Source organism: Paraburkholderia sp. A1BS-2L (assembly GCF_051125205.1).
Lineage (GTDB): Bacteria > Pseudomonadota > Gammaproteobacteria > Burkholderiales > Burkholderiaceae > Paraburkholderia.
The window spans coordinates 76,133-94,069 of the sequence record NZ_CP120430.1; the positions used below are offsets into that span (position 1 = coordinate 76,133).

Sequence of the window (17,937 nt, forward strand, 5' to 3'; positions counted from 1 at the left end):
GATGAAGATCATGACCTGTCCTGTGAACGGCGCGCGGCCCGTTTCGGAGTTCGTCTACTGGGGCGAAATGCGCGCGATGCCGGACCCGGCAAAAGCGAGCGACGACGAATGGGCCGACTACGTGTACTGCCGCAACGGCGCTGCCGGCGTGAAGAAGGAGTGGTGGTGCCATACCCCGAGCAACACCTGGTTCATCGCCGAGCGTGACACCGCGAAGGATCGTGTCATCCGCACGTATCTGAATGACGAGGAGGCGTAAATGCGTCTGGCACCGCATGCAGGCGAATGGATCGATCGCAGCCAGCAGATCGAATTCGGCTTCGAAGGGCAGCGTTACACGGGCTTTGCAGGCGACACGATCACGAGCGCCCTATGGGCGTCGGAGGTTTCGGTGCTCGGGCGCAGCTTCAAGTATCACCGCCCGCGCGGCGTGCTCTCGCTCGCGAACCACGACGTGAACGCGATGTTCCAGGATGGCGCGCGCCTGAACGTGCGCGCCGACGTGACCGAGCTGATCGCCGGTGCGAACTGGCACGCGGTCAACACCACGGGCGGCGTGGCCAACGACCGTAACCGCTGGATGGGCAAGCTCGCGCCGTTCCTGCCGGTTGGCTTCTATTACAAGGCGTTCTACAGCAAGCGCTGGTTTCCGCGCTGGGAGCGCATGTTCCGCAAGATGGCCGGGCTTGGCGTGGTCGACCTCAAGGCGCCGCACGTGCGCACGCCCAAGCGCTACGGGTTCTGCGACGTGTTGGTGATCGGCGCGGGGCCCTCGGGTCTGATGGCGGCGCTGGAGGCGGCGCAGCAGGGCGCGGACGTGGTGATCGTCGACGAGAATGCGCGCTCGGGCGGCAGCGGCACGTATCAGGCCGGCGGCGACATGGAGCGCCTGGAAGCCGTGCGCGCGCTCGAAGCCCAGGTTCGTGCGCATCCGCGCGTACGCATGTTCAATCGCACGCTGGCCGCGGCTTATTATGCGGACCACTGGGTCCCGCTCGTCGAACCGGATCGCATCACCAAGATGCGCGCGAAGGCGGTTGTGGTGGCAAGCGGCGCGTTCGAGCAGCCCGCTGTGTTCCGCAATAACGACTTGCCTGGCGTGATGCTCGCCTCGGCGGCGCAGCGGCTCGCGTGGCGCTACGGCGTGGCGCCGGGCCAGCGCGCGGTCGTGCTGGCCGCGAACGCCGATGGCTATCGCGCGGCGCTCGACATGCTGGAGCGCGGCATCAAGGTGAAGGCGCTGATCGACCTGCGCGCGACACATGGCTGCGGCGTGCTCGCCCGCGAGCTGGAGGTGCGCGGCGTGGAGGTTCTCGGCTCGAGCTGCGTGGTCGAGGCCGTGCCCGACACGGAAGGCAAGCGGCTTGCGGCCGTGCGCGTGGGTGCGATGCCGCCCGCGGGCATGACTGCCCCGGTCGACCGCACCCGGCAAATCGAATGCGACACGCTGCTGATGAGCGTGGGCTGGGCGCCGGCTGCCAATCTGCTCTACCAGGCGGGCACGGCGATGCGCTACGACACGGGCGTGGAGCAGTTCGTACCCGATAAGTTGCCCGAAGGCGTATTCGCGTGCGGCCGCGTGAACGGCGTGTACACCTTCGAGAGCAAGCTGCAGGACGGTCGCCGTTCAGGCGCGCTTGCGGCCGCGCATGTCGGCTTGCTGGGGGGCGCGCCCGACTCGCGCAGCACAGCGATCGCGCGCGAACCCGAATCGCCCTCGCATGCGTGGCCGATCGTGGCGCATCCGGCGGGCAAGAACTTCGTCGACTTCGACGAAGACCTGCAACTGAAGGATTTCGAAAACGCCGTGCAGGAAGGCTTCGACAACATCGAGCTGCTCAAGCGCTTTTCGACCAACGGCATGGGCCCGAGCCAGGGCAAGCACTCGAACATGAATGGGCTGCGCGTGCTCGCACGGTTGACCGGCAAGGCGCCGCAGGAAGTGGGCACGACCACGGCGCGCCCGTTCTTTCATCCGGTGCCGATGGCGCTGCTTGCCGGGCGCGGCTTCAATCCCGAGCGCCGCACGCCGATGCACGCGCAGCACGAGCGCCTCGGCGCGAAGTGGATGCCGGCCGGAGTCTGGCAGCGGCCCGAGTACTACGCGGTGGCGGGCAAGGATCGCGCGCGCTGCATCCAGGAAGAGGTGCAGGCGGTGCGCACCGGCGTGGGCATGATCGACGTGGGGACGCTCGGCAAGCTCGAAGCGCGCGGGCCGCAAGCCTCGCAGTTTCTCGAACGCGTCTACGTGTCGAAGTACGCGGGGCTCAAATCCGGCATGACGCGCTATGCGCTGATGTGTGACGAAGCCGGCGTGGTGATCGACGATGGCGTGATCGCACGCCTCTCCGACGATCAATTCTACTTCACGACCACGACCTCGGGTGCGGCGGCGATTTACCGCGAACTCTCGCGCCTGAACACGATCTGGGGGCTCGATTGCGGCATCGTCAACGTGACGGGCGCCTACGCGGCCATCAACCTCGCGGGTCCATACTCGCGCGCCGTGCTCGCGAAGCTGGTCGACCTTGATTTGTCATCCGAAGCATTTCCGTATCTTGGCATCCGCGTGACGGGCATCGCGCTGGGCGCCAACCGCGTGCCGGCCAGGCTGATGCGGGTGGGCTTCGTCGGCGAATGGGGCTACGAGATTCACGTTCCCGCCGAATATGGCCCGGCGCTGTGGAACGCGCTTTATGAAGCGGGTAGGGAATTCGGCATCCGTCCGTTTGGCGTGGAGGCGCAGCGGCTCTTGCGGCTGGAGAAGGGCCACGTGATCGTGAGCCAGGACACCGACGGCCTGACGACGCCGCGCGATGCCGCCATGGAGTGGGCAGTCAAGATGGACAAGCCGTTCTTCGTCGGCCAGCGCAGCTTGCAGGCCATCGACAGCCAGGCGCAGCAGCAACGCCTCGTGGGCTTCGCGCTGGATGATGGCGTGAAGAACGACGCCTTGCGCGAGTGCCACCTCGCCATCGAAGGCAAGGAGATCGCAGGCCGCGTGACGAGCGTGTCGTGGAGCGAGACGCTGAACAAGACGATCGGCCTCGCGTTCGTGCGGCCCGCGATGGCGAAACCGGGCACGCAACTGCGCTTTCGCCTGAGCGACGGCACCATGGTGTCGGCCACGGTGGTGCCCACGCCGTTCTACGACCCAGAAAACCTGCGCCAGAAAGACGCCGCACCCGCGCACGCCGCCGCACCGAGGGAGGAGACCGCATGAGCGCATCGAACCTGGCAGGCGCAGCAAATTTCCCGCTGCGCACGAGTCCCATACGCGACGCCCAACACGCCGCTGAAGCACGGTGGAGCACGGTCGAGAACATGCAGATCGTCGAGCGCCACGGCGCGAACGACGAAGCGCGCGCACGCAACGCGGGCATTGCGGATGTCTCGCACCTGTCCCGCATGGGCTTCAAGGGCCAGGGCGTGGCCGCCTGGCTCGCGGAGCAGGGCTTGCCCGCGCTGCCCCAGCCCAACACATGGGCGCCGCTCGCGAGCGGCGGGCTGATCGCGCGTCTGGGCCTCACCGAGTATCTGATCGAGGACGGCATGAGCGGCCGCGCGTCGTCAAAGCTGGCCCATCGCGAGCCGGCGCTGCGGGTCTATCCGGTGCTGCGCCAGGACCTGGCGCTGGTGCTGTGCGGCGAGGCGATCGACGAATTGCTGCTGCAGACCTGCAACGTCAACTTTCGCGCGCTGGACCTCGCAACCCGACCCGTCGTGCTGACTTCGATGGCGGGGGTCGCCGTCACCGTCCTGCCGGGCGAGCGGCTGGGCCGTCCGTACTACCGTCTGTGGGCCGATGGGACATACGGTGTGTACTTGTGGGAAACCCTTGCCGGCATCGCTGCCGAATTGGGAGGCGGGCCGGTCGGTCTCGCCGTGATCGACGCAATCGACCAGGCACCATCGCACCAGGCCAGCAGCTAACTCACCAGGCCTGCATCAGGCTTATCAGGCTCATCTGGCACCCCGGGCGAAAGCATCCGGCGCAAGCAGGCGCCGGGCGTTTTCTCGACACCGCATCACGACGCTTGAGGACAATCGACATGACACCCGCAGAAGCCAAGCAGTTCCTCGCAGATAACGACGTCAAGTACATACTCGCGCAATTCGTCGACATTCACGGCGTCGCGAAGACGAAGTCCGTGCCCGCTGCCCACCTCGACCTCATCCTGACCGATGGCGCGGGTTTCGCCGGCTTCGCGGTATGGGGCCTCGGCATCGATCCGCAAGGGCCGGACTTCATGGCGGTGGGCGATCTCGACACGCTCACGCTCATGCCGTGGCAGCCGGGCTACGCCCGCATTGCCTGCGACGGCTACGTGAAAAAGGAGCCGTGGCAGTTCGAGAGCCGCGTGACGCTGAAAAAGCAGGTCGCCCGCTTGCAGGAGCACGGCTGGATCCTGAACACCGGGCTGGAGCCCGAGTTCTCGCTGCTGCGGCGCGCCGAGGATGGCCGCATCGTGCCGTGCGACGCCTCCGATGCGCTGCCCAAGCCGTGCTACGACTACAAGGGGCTCTCGCGCTCGCGCGAATTTCTCGAGCGTCTGACCGAGTCGCTGATCAAGGCTGGCATCGACGTCTATCAGATCGACCACGAGGACGCCAACGGCCAGTTCGAAATCAACTACACCTACTCGGACTGCCTGAAATCCGCCGATTCATACGTGTTCTTCAAGATGGCCGCTGCGGAGATCGCCAACGAGCTCGGCCTGATTTGCTCGTTCATGCCCAAGCCGTTCTCGAACCGGCCGGGCAACGGCATGCATATGCACATGTCGATCTCGGACGGCGAGCGCAACCTCTTCGCCGACAAGCACGACGAGCGCGGGCTCGGGCTTTCGAAGCTCGCCTATCACTGGACGGCCGGCCTGCTCAAGCATGCGGCGGCACTCGCGGCCATTTGCGCGCCCACGGTCAACTCGTACAAGCGTCTCGTGGTGGGCCGCTCGCTGACCGGCGCCACGTGGGCGCCGGCCTACGTGAGCTACGGCGACAACAACCGCTCGTCGATGGTGCGCATTCCCGGTGGCCGCATCGAGTTGCGCCTGCCCGATGCCGCGTGCAACGCCTATCTCGCGACTGCCGCCGTGATCGCCGCGGGCCTGGACGGCGTGAACAACAAGCTCGATCCCGGCGCGCCGTGCAATCTGAATCTCTACGAGATGTCGCCGCAGGAGCTGCGCCAGCGCGAAATCAGCATCTTGCCGCAGAACCTCCAGGATGCGCTTCGCGAACTCGAGCGCGACGAAGTCATGATGGAGGCGCTCGGCCCGGCAGGCGCAGAGTTTCTCCGCCTCAAGCACATGGAATGGATCGAATACATGCGCCATGTGTCGGATTGGGAGCAGAAGACCTACCTCGAATTTTTCTGAGCTGGCGTCGCTGCGCCAGCCGTCCATGAAACGCAGGAAATACGTGCAGGAGATTAATCATGTGTGGAATTGTAGGATTACTTATAAAGCAACCATCGTTGCGTGAGCGGCTGGGCGAGCTGATGGTGCCCATGCTGCTCGGCATGACGGAGCGCGGGCCCGATTCGGCAGGGCTGGCCGTGTTCACGGAGCCGGTGGACGAAGACACCCGCAAGATCAGCCTGTATTCCGGCCTCACGGAAGAAGCCGCTGATTTCAACTGGCAAGGGCTCGTGCACGAGATGAACGCACATCTGGGCGCCGGCGCCTCAGTTCAGGCCAAGGGCAACCATGCGGTGCTGAGCGTGAGCACTGCGCCGGAGACCGCGAAGCGCTGGATCGCCGAGCAGCATCCGAAGCTGCATATCCTCTCCACGGGCCGCGCCATCGACCTGTACAAGGATATCGGCACGCCGAAGGAAGTTTCGGACCGCTACGCGTTCCAGAACCTTTCAGGCACGCACCTGGTCGGCCATACGCGCATGGCCACCGAGTCGGCGGTCACGCCCGACCGCGCCCACCCGTTCACGGCCGGCGAGGACTTCTGCCTCGTGCATAACGGGTCGCTCTCGAATCCCTTCGGCGTGCGCCGCATGCTCGAACCGCACGGCATTCACTTCGATACGGACAACGATACGGAGGCCGCCTGCCGCTTCCTCGAATACCGGCTGCGCGAAGGCGACGATCTCGAAGTGGCGCTGCAACAGGGCTTCGAGCAGCTCGACGGCTTCTACACGTTCCTCATGGGGACACCCGACAAGCTCGCGCTGATTCGCGATCCGTTCGCGTGCAAGCCCGCGGTGGTGGCAGAGACCGACGATTACGTGGCGATCGCCTCCGAATTCCGCTCGCTGGCGCATCTTCCCGATATCAAACATGCAAGCGTGTTCGAACCGGCTCCCGAGGAGATGTACGTATGGAAAGTCTGAACTTTGACCTGGCAAGCACGTCAGTGACCGAACTCAACCGGTTCCTGCACAAGGACGCCGCCGGCAAGGGCGTGCAGGCCGTGCGCATCGCGAACCCCGATGGCGCGCACAACATCGCGGTCGGGCTCGATCTGCCGATCGAGGTCGAGATCGACGGCCACGCCGGCTACTACGCGGCCGGCATGAACAAGGAGGCGAAGGTGACCATCGCGGGCAGCGCGAGCACCGGCGTCGCCGAAAACATGATGAGCGGGCGCGTGCACGTGAAGGGCTTCGCGTCGAATGCGGCGGGTGCGTCGGCGCAAGGCGGCCTGCTCGTGATCGAAGGCGATGCGGGCCTGCGCTGCGGTATCTCGCTCAAGGGCGCCGATATCGTCGTGAAGGGATCGGTCGGCAGCTTCTCCGCATTCATGGCGCAGGCCGGTCGGCTGGTGGTCTGCGGCGACGCCGGCGACGCACTGGGCGATTCATTGTACGAAGCGGTGCTGTACGTGCGCGGCAATATCAAGTCGCTGGGCGCGGACGCGCGCGAAGAGCCGATGACTGCCGCTGACATCGAAGCGGTGGCGCAGTTGCTGCGCGCGGCAGGCCCCGCATTCTCCGGCTTCGAACCGAGGGACTTCAAGCGCATCGCCTCGGCACGCTCGCTCTATCACTGGAACGCCGACGCGAACCAGGAATATTGACCCAAGGATCCCGACCATGGAAATCAAGCCCATCCACATGAAGCAACTGGCCACCGAAGAATCCTGGGGCTTCGACCGCAAGACGATCAACTATATCCAGAACGCCGCGGCACACGGGCTGTATGAAATCCGTGGTCTCGGCGCGAAGCGCCACGTGCCGCATTTCGACGATCTGCTGTTCCTCGGCGCGTCGCTCTCGCGCTATCCGCTCGAAGGCTATCGCGAGAAATGCACCACGAAGACAGTGCTGGGCACGCGCTTCGCGAAAAAGCCCATCGAGCTCGCGATTCCCATCACCGTCGCAGGCATGAGTTTCGGCGCGCTATCGGCGAACGTGAAGGAGGCGCTGGGCCGCGCGGCGACCGAGATGGGCACCTCCACGACCACCGGCGACGGCGGCATGACCCAGGAAGAGCGGCGCTCGTCCAGGACGCTTGTTTACCAATGCCTGCCGTCGCGCTACGGCTTCAATCCCGACGACGTGCGCAAGGCCGACGCGATCGAAGTGGTGATCGGCCAGGGCGCGAAGCCGGGCGGCGGCGGGATGCTGCTCGGGCAAAAAATCTCGCCGCGCGTCGCGAAGATGCGCGTGCTGCCCGAAGGCGTCGACCAGCGCTCGGCGTGCCGCCATCCCGACTGGACCGGCCCCGACGATCTGCTCATCAAGATCCATGAGTTGCGCGAGATTACCGACTGGGAAAAGCCGATCTACGTGAAGGTGGGCGCAACGCGCACCTTCAACGACGTGAAGCTCGCCGTGCACGCGGGCGCGGACGTGATCGTGGTGGACGGCATGCAGGGCGGCACCGCAGCCACGCAAACGTGCTTTATCGAAAACGTCGGGATTCCTACGCTTGCCGCGTTGCGCCAGGCCGTGGATGCGCTCGAAGACCTCAACATGAAGGGCACGGTGCAGCTCATCGTCTCGGGCGGCATCCGTAGCGGCGCCGATGTCGCCAAGGCGCTGGCGATGGGCGCCGATGCCGTGGCCATCGGGCAGGGCGTGCTGGTCTCGCTGGGCTGCAACAGCGCGTCGTATATCGAGAACGGCCAGCACGTGCAGGCGCTCGACGATTACGCCAACCTGGGCACGGCGCCGGGCTATTGCCACCACTGCCACACGGGCAAGTGTCCGGTGGGCATCACCACGCAGGATGCCGTGTTGCAGGAGCGGCTGCAGCCCGACGTCGGCGCGAAGCGCCTGCGCAATTATCTGAAGACGCTGAACATGGAGCTCACCACGATCGCGCGCGCCTGTGGCAAGCAGAACGTGCATCACCTGGAGCCCGAAGATCTCGTCGCGCTCACGGTCGAGGCAGCGGCGATGGCGCGTGTGCCGCTCGCCGGCACCAACTGGATCCCGGGTGTGGTCTGACGCGCCATGACGGCACAGATCATCGATGGGAAACACCTGGCGCGGCGCTTGCGGGCGCGCTTTCGCGAGCGCGTCGCCGCGCTTTCCATGCGCGGCGTCGTGCCGGGTCTCGCCGTGGTGCTGGTGGGCGACAATCCGGCCTCGCAGGTCTACGTCGCGAACAAGGTGAAGGCGTGCGAGGAGAGCCGCGTGCGCTCGTTCATGCACCGGTTCCCCGCCAGTTGCACGGAAACCGAGTTGCTCGAGCGCATCGGCGAACTGAATCTGGACCCGGCCACGCACGGCATTCTCGTGCAATTGCCGCTGCCGCCACAGGTCAACGTGCGGCGCGTGCTGGAGAGCATCGTAGTCGACAAGGATGTGGACGGCTTTCATCTCTACAACGTTGGCGCGCTCGTGGTCGGCAACTCGATCTTTCCGCCTTGTACGCCTTACGGCGTTCAACTGCTGCTGGAGACCACGGGCATCGAAGTCGCGGGCAAGAACGTGGTGGTGGTCGGCGCGAGCAATATTGTCGGCAAGCCGATGGCGCTGATGCTGTTGCAGAAGGAAGCCACGGTCACCATTTGCCACGCGAAAACCCGCGACCTCGCGCATCACACCATCCACGCGGACATTCTCGTGGTAGCGGCGGGCAAGCCGGGGCTCATCAAGGCGGAGATGGTGAAGGAAGGCGCGATCGTGATCGACGTGGGGATCAACCGCCTCGCCGATGGGCGCATCGTGGGCGACGTCGATTTCGATGCAGTGCGCGAGCGCGCCTCGTGGATCACGCCGGTGCCCGGCGGCGTGGGGCCGATGACCGTCACCATGCTGATCGAGAACACGCTGCGCTCGGCGGAGCGTTTCGCGCAGGGCGAGGCGTTTCATCCGGCACAGCCGTTCTGGCAGGTGCCGGCACGCTAGCGAGGTGCAAGCTGCGCGACCACGCGGCGTCATCAGGGGAAAGGAGCCGCTGTGGCCGAGTTGATCAGGATGCCGGACGATGATGCGTGCACGGCGCTGGACGCCGCGCACCGGCACGCACTGACGTTTCATCGTACCCGCGCGACGCGCCCGCCCGCAGCAACGGCGGGCTTCGCGGCGTTGCTCGACGCGTTTGGCGGACCTGCGCCCGAGGCGGGCCTGCCCGCGAGCGAGGTGATCGAGCAACTGGCCGCCGCGGCCGGTCCGGGCTTGATGGGCACCGCGGGCCCGCGCTTTTTCGGCTGGGTCGTGGGCGGCTCGCACCCAGCCGGTGTCGCGGCCGACTGGCTCACGAGCGTCTGGGGGCAAAATGCCGGCTGCTACGAGGGCGCGCCCGCGGCCGCCGTGGCCGAGCAGGTGGCCGGGCAATGGCTGGTCGATCTGCTGCGGCTCCCCCCCGAATGCTCGGTGGGCATCACCACAGGCGCGACGATGAGCAACTTCGTCTGCCTCGCAGCGGCGCGTGGTGCACTGCTGCGCCGCGTGGGCTGGGATGTCGAGGCCGACGGCCTGTTCGGCGCGCCGCCCATTGCTGTTCTTATCGGCGACGATGCGCACGCGAGCGTGTTTGCCGCGCTACGCTATCTGGGTTTTGGCGAGCGCTCAGTCATGAGGATTGCTACGGATGACGCGGGGCGCATGCGCATCGACGCGTTGCGCGCCGCGCTCGCGCATTGCCGTGGGCCGCATCTCGTGATCGCGCAGGCGGGCCACATCATGACCGGAGCGTTCGATCCCGTCGGGGAGATTGCCGCACTGATGCGCGAGCGGTGCGAGCGCGGTGGCTGGCTGCACCTGGACGGCGCCTTCGGCCTGTGGGCGAGGGCATGTCCGGCGCGCGAAGCGCTGGCGCAGGGCATCGAGCATGCGGACTCGTGGGCGACAGACGCGCACAAGTGGCTGCAGGCGCCCTACGAGTGCGGGTGCGCTTTCGTGCGCGACGCCGATGCGCACCGGCGGGCGATGACGATCGGCGCAGGCTACCTCCCGCCCGCCGAAGACGGCGGCGCGCGCGACCCCGTGCATTACGCCCCGGAGTTGTCGCGGCGCGCGCGCGGGTTCGTTTTGTGGGCCCTGTTGCGCACCCTTGGCCGGCGCGGCATCGCGGAGATGATCGAGCGGCATTGTGCGCTTGCGCAGCGGTTGGCGCGTCGTCTGGCCGAGGAGCCTGGTATTGCGGTGCTCAACGAAGTCGAGTTGAATCAGGTGGTCGTGCGTTTCGGTGCGGATGAGCCTGTTGCGCTTGGCGACGTGCTCACGGACGCCACGATCGCGGGCATTCAGCAGGCGGGCGTATGTTTCGCGGTCGGCGCACAGTGGCGTGAGCGCCGCGTAATGCGTATTTCGGTCATTGCATGGCCTACCACCGAGGATGATATCGACCGCGCCGCCGACTCGATGATCGAGTCTTGGCGCGCGGTGGAGCGCGTGCGCGTTGATGCGCAGAGCGTCGCGGCGCACGCGTAGGCGTCCAATTTCAGCGCTTGCCCTCTGAGCCCGCGATCGCCCGTGCAGTGGAAAGCAGCGCCTCTGCCATCCGAATACTGGCCGCGTCGATCAACCGGCCATCCAGCGACACGGCCCCCTTGCCATCTCTCGCCGCCTGAGCCATCGCATCCATGATGCGTTGCGCGCGCGAAACTTCGGCATCGCTCGGCGTGAACACGCGGTTCGCCAGCTCGATCTGCGAGGGATGAATCGCCCACTTGCCGTCATAGCCGAGCACCGCGGCGCGCTTCGCAGCGGCGTCGTAACCATCGGGATCGCTGAAATCCCCAAACGGTCCATCGATCGGCCGCAATCCATAGGCGCGGCATGCCACCATCATGCGCGTTTGCGCGGCGTGCCACTGGTCGCTCCAGAAGTATTCGCGCTCGCCATTGGCGTCCTTGTCGCTCAGCACACCGTAGTCGCGGTTCACACCGCCGATCACGGTCGTGCGCGCACGCGTGGAGGCCGCATAGTCGGCGACGCCGAACGACATCGCCTCAAGCCGGCGGCTCGATTGCGCGATTGCCTCCACGTTCGCCATGCCCAGCGCGGTTTCGATGAGGACTTCGAAGCCAATGCGCTTTGTGCGCTTCTTCGCCGTCTCGATCTGCGTGACGAGCATGTCGATCGCATAGACGTCGGCCGCCACGCCAACCTTCGGAATCAGGATCATGTCGAGCCGCGGGCACGCCTCAACGATATCCACGACGTCGCGATACATGTAGTGGGTATCGAGCCCGTTGATGCGGACCATCACCGTCTTCGCGCCCCAGTCGATGTCGTTCAGCCCTTCGATGATGTTCTTGCGGGCCTGCTCCTTGTCGTCGGGCGCGACCGCGTCTTCGCAGTCGAGAAAAATGATGTCGGCGGCCGAGCGCGCGGCTTTTTCGAACATCGCGGGGTTGGAGCCCGGCACAGCAAGCTCCGAGCGGTGCAGCCGCGGCGTGGCCGGTTCGATTGCGGTAAAGCTCATGGGTAATCTCCTCGATAGTGGAGGCGCGCGGCCCTAGCCCGTCGCGCCGAAGCCCGATGCGATGCAATTAATGGAGAGCAGGAGCGGCACCAGATAGCTGCGCCGCTCCTGATCGGCGCTGGCCGAGCGGTACAGACGCAGCAACTCGATCTGCTGCCGGCTCACGAGGTTGATGGCCGGCAGCCGGCGCGCGAGCCGCTCGCAAAACTGTGGGAAGCGGTCCGCGGCGGCGGTGCCGCCACTCACTTTCAGCACCATCTCCGTGGTGAGGCGATACTCGGCCTCGATTTGCGCGAAGATCGTTTCGCGTACGCGCGCGTCGGGCACGAGGTCCGCATAGCCGCGCGCGATGTCGAGATCGACCTGGGCGAGCGTCTTCTCCACTTCGTCTACGATCAGCCGGAACAGGCGCGATTCATTGAACAACCTGTGCAGCAGATCGAGGCCGCGTTCCTGGCGCACCCCGAGGAACGACGAGATCGCGCTGCCCACGCCATACCAGCCCGTGAGCGCGTGGCGGTTCTGCGACCACGCGAACACCCACGGAATCGCGCGCAGGTCTTCGAGGCTGCGTGCCCCGAAGCGCCGGGCAGGGCGCGAGCCCATGTTCAGCATCGAAAGCTCTTCGAGCGGGCTGGCTGCCTGAAAATACGCAATCAGCTCGGGCTGCTCGACCAGCTTCACATAGGCCGCGCGTGAAGCGCCCGCGAGCGCTTCCATCGCGTCATCGAACTCGCCGCGCGGCAGCAGTTCGTCTTCGTGCTCCGACTTGAACGTATGCTCCAGCACGCTCGACGCGAGCAACTCGACGTGATACTGCGCCGTGCCGCGGTTCGCGTACTTGTACGACACCACCTCGCCTTGCTCGGTTACGCGAAAGCGTCCGTTGACGGAGCCCGCGGGCAGCGCGGCTATCGCGCGGCCCGCCGGCACGCCGCCGCGGCTCACCGAGCCGCCACGGCCGTGGAAGAACGAAATCGTGATGCCCAGTTCGCGTCCGACGCGCGTGATCTTCGTCTGCGCCTTCGAGAGCTCCCAGTTGCTCGCGAAGAACCCGCCGTCCTTGTTCGAATCGGAGTAGCCGATCATGACCTCCAGCACCCCGCCTTGCGCACGGATGCTGCGCTTGACCATCGGCACGGCCAGCAGTTCGCGCAGGATTTCGGGCGCGCGCCGCAAGTCGTCGATGGTTTCGAGCAGCGGCACTACCGGCAGCGTGCAACTTTCCACGCCGGCGGCATCGCTGAACAGCCCCGCCTGCTTCGCGAGCAGATAGACGCCGAGCACGTCGGTCGCGTGGTGCGTCATGCTCAGGATGAACGCGCCAAAGGCATTGCGGTCTACCTGCTGGCGCATTGTGCGGACCATGCGGAAGATCTGCACCGTTTCCGCGTCCACTTCCGCGAGGGATTCGGGCAAGGCGTCCGTGGCTTCGCCCGGGGCGAGCGGGCGCGCGAGCTCCGCGAGCAACCACGCCTTCCATGCTTCGGAGTTCAGATCTGGTGGCTCCGAGCCTGGCTTGGCGCGAGACCGCCACAGCGCGAGCAGGGTCTTGTTGATGACCGTGGAGTTCTCGCGCAGGTCGAGCTGCACCGTGCTGAAGCGGAACGTTTCGACCTCATGGCGCAATGGCCGGACATACGAGTCGGCAAGCGTGTCGCTGCCGGTCGCGAGCAGGGCCAGTTCCATCGCGCGCAGCTCGGCGGCCAGTTCGTCGGCGCTCGCGTAGCCGCCGGAAACAGCGGTGCCCGCGCCGCGCCGTTGTGCGTCGGCGAGCGTGGTGTCGAGCTTGCGCAGCATGCAGGTCAGGTACTGGCGGAACACCTCGCCTGGATTGCGCGTGGCAATGGCCGTGCCGTCGCCGCTTTGCTCGAGCATGCGCGCGAGCTCGGCACCGAACGCTTCAGGCACGGGCAGTGCCTCGGCGGTGATGCTGAGCGTCTGCGCGAGGTCGAGCAGTTGTTGCCGGTAGCGCTTGAGGCACGCGAGCCGGTTATCGTAGAGCGTCGCGCGCGTGACCTCGTTGTTGACGAACGGATTGCCGTCGCGGTCCCCGCCGATCCACGAGCCGAACTGGAAGAAGCGCGGCATCTCGAAGTGCTCGCCCGGGTAGAACTGGTGCAGCGCCTCTTCGAGCCGCTCGAACAGCAGCGGCACGGCCTCGAACAGCGTTTCGCCGAAGAAGTGCAGCCCCCACGCCACTTCCTGCGCAACAGTGGGCTTCTCGCGACGCAACTCGCCGCTCATCCAGAGCAGCTCGATTTCGTTGCCGAGCTGCCCGACGAGCTTGCGCCGCTCGCGCGGCGTCCAGCGCGGCGACTCCAGATCCATCAGCTTGCGATAGATGCGCCGGTGGATTTCGAGCACGGTGACGCGCTTGGCCTCGGTCGGGTGCGCCGTGATGACCGGGCGGATCTTCAGATGCTGGAGCACGGTGCGGACTTCGTCAGCGGGCACGCCGGCCGCAGCCGCATCGGCCACTACGCGCGAGAACGAGGCCGTGAGCCGCGCATAGCCGCTCTCGATTTCGATCTCGCGGCGGCGGCGCATGGCGGTGCTCTGCTCGGCCACGCTCAGCAGCTGGAACCAGATGCCCTGGGCCTGCAGGCTGCGCCGCCACACCGCGCGCGGCACATCGGGAGGCAACTGCTCGCCGCGCAGCGCGAGTTCGACCTGGGGCTGGCGGCGCCGCGCGACATCGCACAGCAAGCCGAACAGCAGGTCGACCACACACGGTTCGTAAGCCTGAGCATCGAGCGCGGGCAACGCCGCAGAAGCCGTGGCGAGAAGGTCGAGCAGCGAAGGCGGCGCTGCGGAAGAAGGCGCGGACGAAGACTGTGATGCAACCGGTCGATGGCGCGGCGCCTCCACGCCACGCAACGTCACGGTGCGAGCCTCGGCCCCGGCAGCCTCCCGGGCCTCGATGGCATCAAGCGACGCGGCGGGCATCATTTTGCGTCAGCGCCGCAGCGACGGTGGAGCCCAGCTCGGAGGCGCTGGGTGCAACGAGAAGCCCGTGGGCACGCATGATTTCCGCCTTCTCGGCGGCGCTGTCACCGGCGGCCGAGATAATCGCGCCCGCATGGCCCATGCGGCGGCCCTTGGGCGCCGTGAGGCCGGCAACGTAGCCCACCACCGGCTTGGTCATGTTCTCCTGTACCCAGCGCGCCGCTTCGGCTTCCTGGGGCCCGCCAATCTCGCCGATCATGATCACGGCCTCGGTCTCGGAATCGTTCTCGAAGAGCCGCAGATGGTCGAGGAACGAGCTGCCGTTGATCGGATCGCCGCCGATGCCCACGCTCGTCGTCACGCCGAGACCCAGTGCGTTGAGTTGCGCCGCCGCCTCGTAGCCGAGCGTGCCCGAGCGCGAGACGATGCCGATCGAGCCGCGCCGGTAGATGTTCCCCGGCATGATGCCGAGCATGGCCTTGCCCGCGCTGATGATGCCCGCGCAGTTCGGTCCGACCAGCATGGTGCGGCTTTCCTTCGGATAGCGAAGCAGATAGCGCTTCACGCGCATCATGTCTTGGGCCGGAATGCCATCGGTGATCGAGCACACGAGGCGCAGGCCCGCGTCGGCGGCTTCCATGATGGAGTCGCCGCAAAAGGGCGGCGGCACGAACACGAGACTCGCCGTGGCGCCGGTTGCCTGCACGGCTTCCTTCACGGTGTTGAATACGGGACGGTCGAGATGGCGCTGGCCGCCCTTGCCGGGCGTCACGCCGCCCACCACATTGGTGCCGTACGCGATCATCTCTTTCGCGTGGAAGGTCGCCTTGTCGCCGGTGAAGCCCTGCACGATCACGCGGGTGTTTTCGTCGATCAGGATGCTCATGGGTACGCTCCTATTTGCTCTTTCTGGCGCGGTGCGCCTTGGACGCCTCTACGGCTTTCTGGGCCGCTTCGAGCAGCGTTTCGGCCGCGATGATCGGCAGCCCGCTCTCGCGAATGATGCGGCGCCCCTCTTCGACATTGGTGCCCGCGAGCCGCACGACGAGCGGCACGCGCAGGTTCTTCGCGGCTTGCACGACGCCCTCGGCCACCCAGTCGCAGCGGTTGATGCCCGCAAAGATGTTGACGAGAATGGCCGAGACGTTGGAATCGGAAAGCACCAGCCGGAAGGCCGCGGCAACCCGCTCGGGCGATGCGCCGCCCCCCACGTCGAGGAAGTTCGCGGGCTCGCCGCCGGCGTACTTGATGGTGTCCATGGTGGCCATCGCGAGACCGGCGCCGTTGATGATGCAGCCGATGTCGCCGTCGAGGCCCACATAGTTCAGCCCGAACTGCGCCGCCTCCGATTCGCGCGGGTCTTCCTGCGAGGCGTCGCGCATCTCCGAGACATGCGGGTGCCGGAACAGGCCGTTGTCGTCGAAGGTGACCTTGGCGTCGAGCGCGAGCACGCGGTCGTCGGCGGTGACGACGAGCGGGTTGATCTCCACCATCGTTGCGTCGAGGTCGCGAAACGCGCGGTAGGCGCCCATGATCGCGGCCACGGCGCGGCTCACCTGTTTGATGTTCAGGCCGAGGCCGAAGGCCAGCTCGCGCGCCTGGAACGGCTGCAGGCCCACGGCCGGTTCGGCGATTACTTGCAGGATGGCTTCGGGATTCGTGCGCGCGACTTCTTCGATATCCATGCCGCCCTGTGCGGAGACGATCACGCGCACGCGCTCGGCCTTGCGGTCGAGCACGATGCCCAGATAGATCTCGCGCTCGAACTTCTCGGCCACTTCGATATAGACGCGCTCGACGACCTTGCCTTCAGGGCCGGTTTGCGTGGTGGCAAGACGCTTGCCGAACAGCGCGGTGGCCGCCGAGTGCACGTCGTGATAGGTCTCGCAAAGCTTGATGCCGCCGGCCTTGCCGCGCGCGCCCGAGTGGATCTGCGCCTTGACGGCCCAGTGCCAGCCGCCGAGCTCGGTGGCGCAATAGACGGCCTGGTCCGGCGTATAGGCGACGAGCCCGCGCTGGATCGGCACGCCGAAGCCGGACAGCAGTTCCTTCGCCTGATATTCGTGGATGTCCATGATGGTGTTCCGTGCGAATGAGAAAAGCGGTATGAAATTGAAAACGCCGCCCGATGCTCAGGCGACCAGATGTTGCGGTTCGCCGCTCACGTAAGCCTCGATGTTGTCGATCAGCTGGTCGGCGAGATACTGCATGGCGCCGTCCGATGCCCAGGCCACATGCGGCGTGAGGATGAAATTCGGCAGATCGAGTTCGAGCAGGGGATTGCCCGCCTTGGGCGGCTCGCCGGTCAGGACGTCGAAGCCCGCCCCCGCGATCAGCCCTTCGCGCAGGGCCGTCGCGAGCGATTGCTCGCAGACGAGCCCGCCGCGCGCCGTGTTGATGAGCAGCGCGCTGCGCTTCATCGTCTGCAACTGCTCGAGCGCGATCATGTTGCGGGTTTCGGGACGCAGCGGCGTATGCAGCGAGACGATGTCCGACTCGCGCAGCAACTGCTCGAGCGGCATGAAGGCGACGTCGCGCGGCTTGGTCCTGGTCGACGCATGCTCGGCGAACACCACGTGCATGCCGAAGCCGCGCGCGATGGCTGCGGTGCCGCGGCCGAGCGAGCCGTCACCAATGATGCCGAGCGTCGCGCCGTGCAGGTCGCGAATCGGATGGTCGAAGAAGCAGAATTGATTCGACGCCTGCCAGCGGCCGCGCCGCACGTCGTCGCGATACGCGAGCAAATTGCGGCGCAGCGCGAGGATCAACGCGAAGGTATGCTCCGGCACCGTGTGCGTGGCGTAATTGCGGATATTGGCCACGGCAATGCCGTGCGCGCGGCAGTACGCCGTGTCGATCACGTCGTAGCCCGTGGCCGCCACCGCGATCAGCTTGAGACGCGGCAGCTTCGCCAGCGTGTCGGCACGCAGCGGCACCTTGTTGGTGATCGCAATGGTGGCCCCTTCGAGACGCTGGGCCACCTCGTGCGGCGCACTCACGTCGTACTGCGTCCAGCGGTGATCGAAGGCGGGACGCCGTACATCGGCCTTCAACGTGGAGCGATCGAGAAAGACGATTTCATGACGCATGATTTCGGTATCCTGCCTTTTTTCGTGAGACGTTGAGAGCGCGGGATGCGGTTATGGCC

General features: G+C 66.2%; 14 protein-coding genes. 9 read left to right on the forward strand and 5 right to left on the reverse strand.

All coding sequences use genetic code 11. The features are described from left to right. Nucleotide 1: 1 nt before the first annotated feature. From P5W98_RS24895 to P5W98_RS24935, 9 genes are all read left to right on the forward strand, one after another. Nucleotides 2-259 carry a sarcosine oxidase subunit delta gene (locus tag P5W98_RS24895; RefSeq protein ID WP_421027436.1) on the forward strand — a complete coding sequence of 86 codons (258 nt, stop codon included), beginning with the start codon at nt 2-4 and terminating at the stop codon, nt 257-259. Then, nucleotides 260-3,223 (forward strand): glycine cleavage T C-terminal barrel domain-containing protein, encoded by a 2,964-nt coding sequence (locus P5W98_RS24900; RefSeq protein ID WP_421027437.1) that lies wholly within the window; start codon nt 260-262, stop codon nt 3,221-3,223. After that, a complete protein-coding gene (locus tag P5W98_RS24905; RefSeq protein ID WP_421027438.1) occupies nt 3,220-3,933 on the forward strand; it encodes a hypothetical protein in 714 nt (237 codons plus the stop codon). Before P5W98_RS24900 ends, P5W98_RS24905 begins: the two co-directional genes overlap by 4 nt. A gap of 119 nt (nt 3,934-4,052) precedes the next feature. Next, nucleotides 4,053-5,381 carry a type III glutamate--ammonia ligase gene (gene glnT / locus P5W98_RS24910; protein WP_421027439.1) on the forward strand — a complete coding sequence of 443 codons (1,329 nt, stop codon included), beginning with the start codon at nt 4,053-4,055 and terminating at the stop codon, nt 5,379-5,381. Between the two features lie 59 nt (nt 5,382-5,440). Continuing rightward, nucleotides 5,441-6,349, forward strand: coding sequence for an amidophosphoribosyltransferase (locus tag P5W98_RS24915; RefSeq protein WP_421027440.1), 909 nt, complete (start codon nt 5,441-5,443; stop codon nt 6,347-6,349). Then, the gene (locus P5W98_RS24920; protein ID WP_035525493.1) at nt 6,337-7,035 is read left to right on the forward strand and encodes a protein glxC; all 699 of its coding nucleotides are present in this window, start codon (nt 6,337-6,339) and stop codon (nt 7,033-7,035) included. The genes P5W98_RS24915 and P5W98_RS24920 overlap by 13 nt, the downstream gene beginning before the upstream one ends. A gap of 16 nt (nt 7,036-7,051) precedes the next feature. Beyond that, nucleotides 7,052-8,410 carry an FMN-binding glutamate synthase family protein gene (locus P5W98_RS24925; RefSeq protein ID WP_421027441.1) on the forward strand — a complete coding sequence of 453 codons (1,359 nt, stop codon included), beginning with the start codon at nt 7,052-7,054 and terminating at the stop codon, nt 8,408-8,410. A 6-nt stretch (nt 8,411-8,416) separates the two neighbouring features. Then, nucleotides 8,417-9,316: a bifunctional methylenetetrahydrofolate dehydrogenase/methenyltetrahydrofolate cyclohydrolase FolD gene (gene folD / locus P5W98_RS24930; protein WP_421027442.1), complete on the forward strand. Its 900-nt coding sequence runs from the start codon at nt 8,417-8,419 to the stop codon at nt 9,314-9,316. Nucleotides 9,317-9,367: 51 nt separating this feature from the next. Then, a complete protein-coding gene (locus P5W98_RS24935; protein ID WP_421027443.1) occupies nt 9,368-10,843 on the forward strand; it encodes a pyridoxal phosphate-dependent decarboxylase family protein in 1,476 nt (491 codons plus the stop codon). A 10-nt stretch (nt 10,844-10,853) separates the two neighbouring features. On the opposite strand, the gene P5W98_RS24940 is transcribed toward P5W98_RS24935, so the two are convergent. From P5W98_RS24940 to P5W98_RS24960, 5 genes are read right to left on the reverse strand one after another with little or no spacing between them, the layout of a single operon-like run. Further along, nucleotides 10,854-11,840, reverse strand: a complete 987-nt coding sequence (locus tag P5W98_RS24940) for an HpcH/HpaI aldolase/citrate lyase family protein (protein ID WP_421027444.1) — start codon at nt 11,838-11,840, stop codon at nt 10,854-10,856. Between the two features lie 33 nt (nt 11,841-11,873). Next, nucleotides 11,874-14,792 (reverse strand): phosphoenolpyruvate carboxylase, encoded by a 2,919-nt coding sequence (locus P5W98_RS24945; RefSeq protein WP_421027445.1) that lies wholly within the window; start codon nt 14,790-14,792, stop codon nt 11,874-11,876. Then, nucleotides 14,770-15,675 carry a succinate--CoA ligase subunit alpha gene (gene sucD, locus P5W98_RS24950; protein ID WP_421027446.1) on the reverse strand — a complete coding sequence of 302 codons (906 nt, stop codon included), beginning with the start codon at nt 15,673-15,675 and terminating at the stop codon, nt 14,770-14,772. The genes P5W98_RS24945 and sucD overlap by 23 nt, the downstream gene beginning before the upstream one ends. A gap of 10 nt (nt 15,676-15,685) precedes the next feature. Continuing rightward, on the reverse strand, nt 15,686-16,864 hold the full coding sequence (locus P5W98_RS24955; protein WP_421027447.1) for a malate--CoA ligase subunit beta: 1,179 nt from the start codon (nt 16,862-16,864) through the stop codon (nt 15,686-15,688). A gap of 57 nt (nt 16,865-16,921) precedes the next feature. Continuing rightward, nucleotides 16,922-17,878, reverse strand: coding sequence for a D-2-hydroxyacid dehydrogenase (locus P5W98_RS24960; protein WP_421027448.1), 957 nt, complete (start codon nt 17,876-17,878; stop codon nt 16,922-16,924). Between the last annotated feature and the right edge of the window lie 59 nt (nt 17,879-17,937).

Bases quoted from the DNA above. Each gene is read 5' to 3' on its own strand.
- P5W98_RS24960 (WP_421027448.1), bottom strand. From the start codon at position 17,878: ATGCGTCATGAAATCGTCTTTCTCGATCGCTCCACGTTGAAGGCCGAT.
- P5W98_RS24920 (WP_035525493.1), top strand. From the start codon at position 6,337: ATGGAAAGTCTGAACTTTGACCTGGCAAGCACGTCAGTGACCGAACTC.
- P5W98_RS24895 (WP_421027436.1), top strand. From the start codon at position 2: ATGAAGATCATGACCTGTCCTGTGAACGGCGCGCGGCCCGTTTCGGAG.
- P5W98_RS24900 (WP_421027437.1), top strand. From the start codon at position 260: ATGCGTCTGGCACCGCATGCAGGCGAATGGATCGATCGCAGCCAGCAG.
- P5W98_RS24915 (WP_421027440.1), top strand. From the start codon at position 5,441: ATGTGTGGAATTGTAGGATTACTTATAAAGCAACCATCGTTGCGTGAG.
- sucD (WP_421027446.1), bottom strand. From the start codon at position 15,675: ATGAGCATCCTGATCGACGAAAACACCCGCGTGATCGTGCAGGGCTTC.
- P5W98_RS24955 (WP_421027447.1), bottom strand. From the start codon at position 16,864: ATGGACATCCACGAATATCAGGCGAAGGAACTGCTGTCCGGCTTCGGC.
- P5W98_RS24905 (WP_421027438.1), top strand. From the start codon at position 3,220: ATGAGCGCATCGAACCTGGCAGGCGCAGCAAATTTCCCGCTGCGCACG.
- glnT (WP_421027439.1), top strand. From the start codon at position 4,053: ATGACACCCGCAGAAGCCAAGCAGTTCCTCGCAGATAACGACGTCAAG.
- P5W98_RS24925 (WP_421027441.1), top strand. From the start codon at position 7,052: ATGGAAATCAAGCCCATCCACATGAAGCAACTGGCCACCGAAGAATCC.
- folD (WP_421027442.1), top strand. From the start codon at position 8,417: ATGACGGCACAGATCATCGATGGGAAACACCTGGCGCGGCGCTTGCGG.
- P5W98_RS24945 (WP_421027445.1), bottom strand. From the start codon at position 14,792: ATGATGCCCGCCGCGTCGCTTGATGCCATCGAGGCCCGGGAGGCTGCC.
- P5W98_RS24940 (WP_421027444.1), bottom strand. From the start codon at position 11,840: ATGAGCTTTACCGCAATCGAACCGGCCACGCCGCGGCTGCACCGCTCG.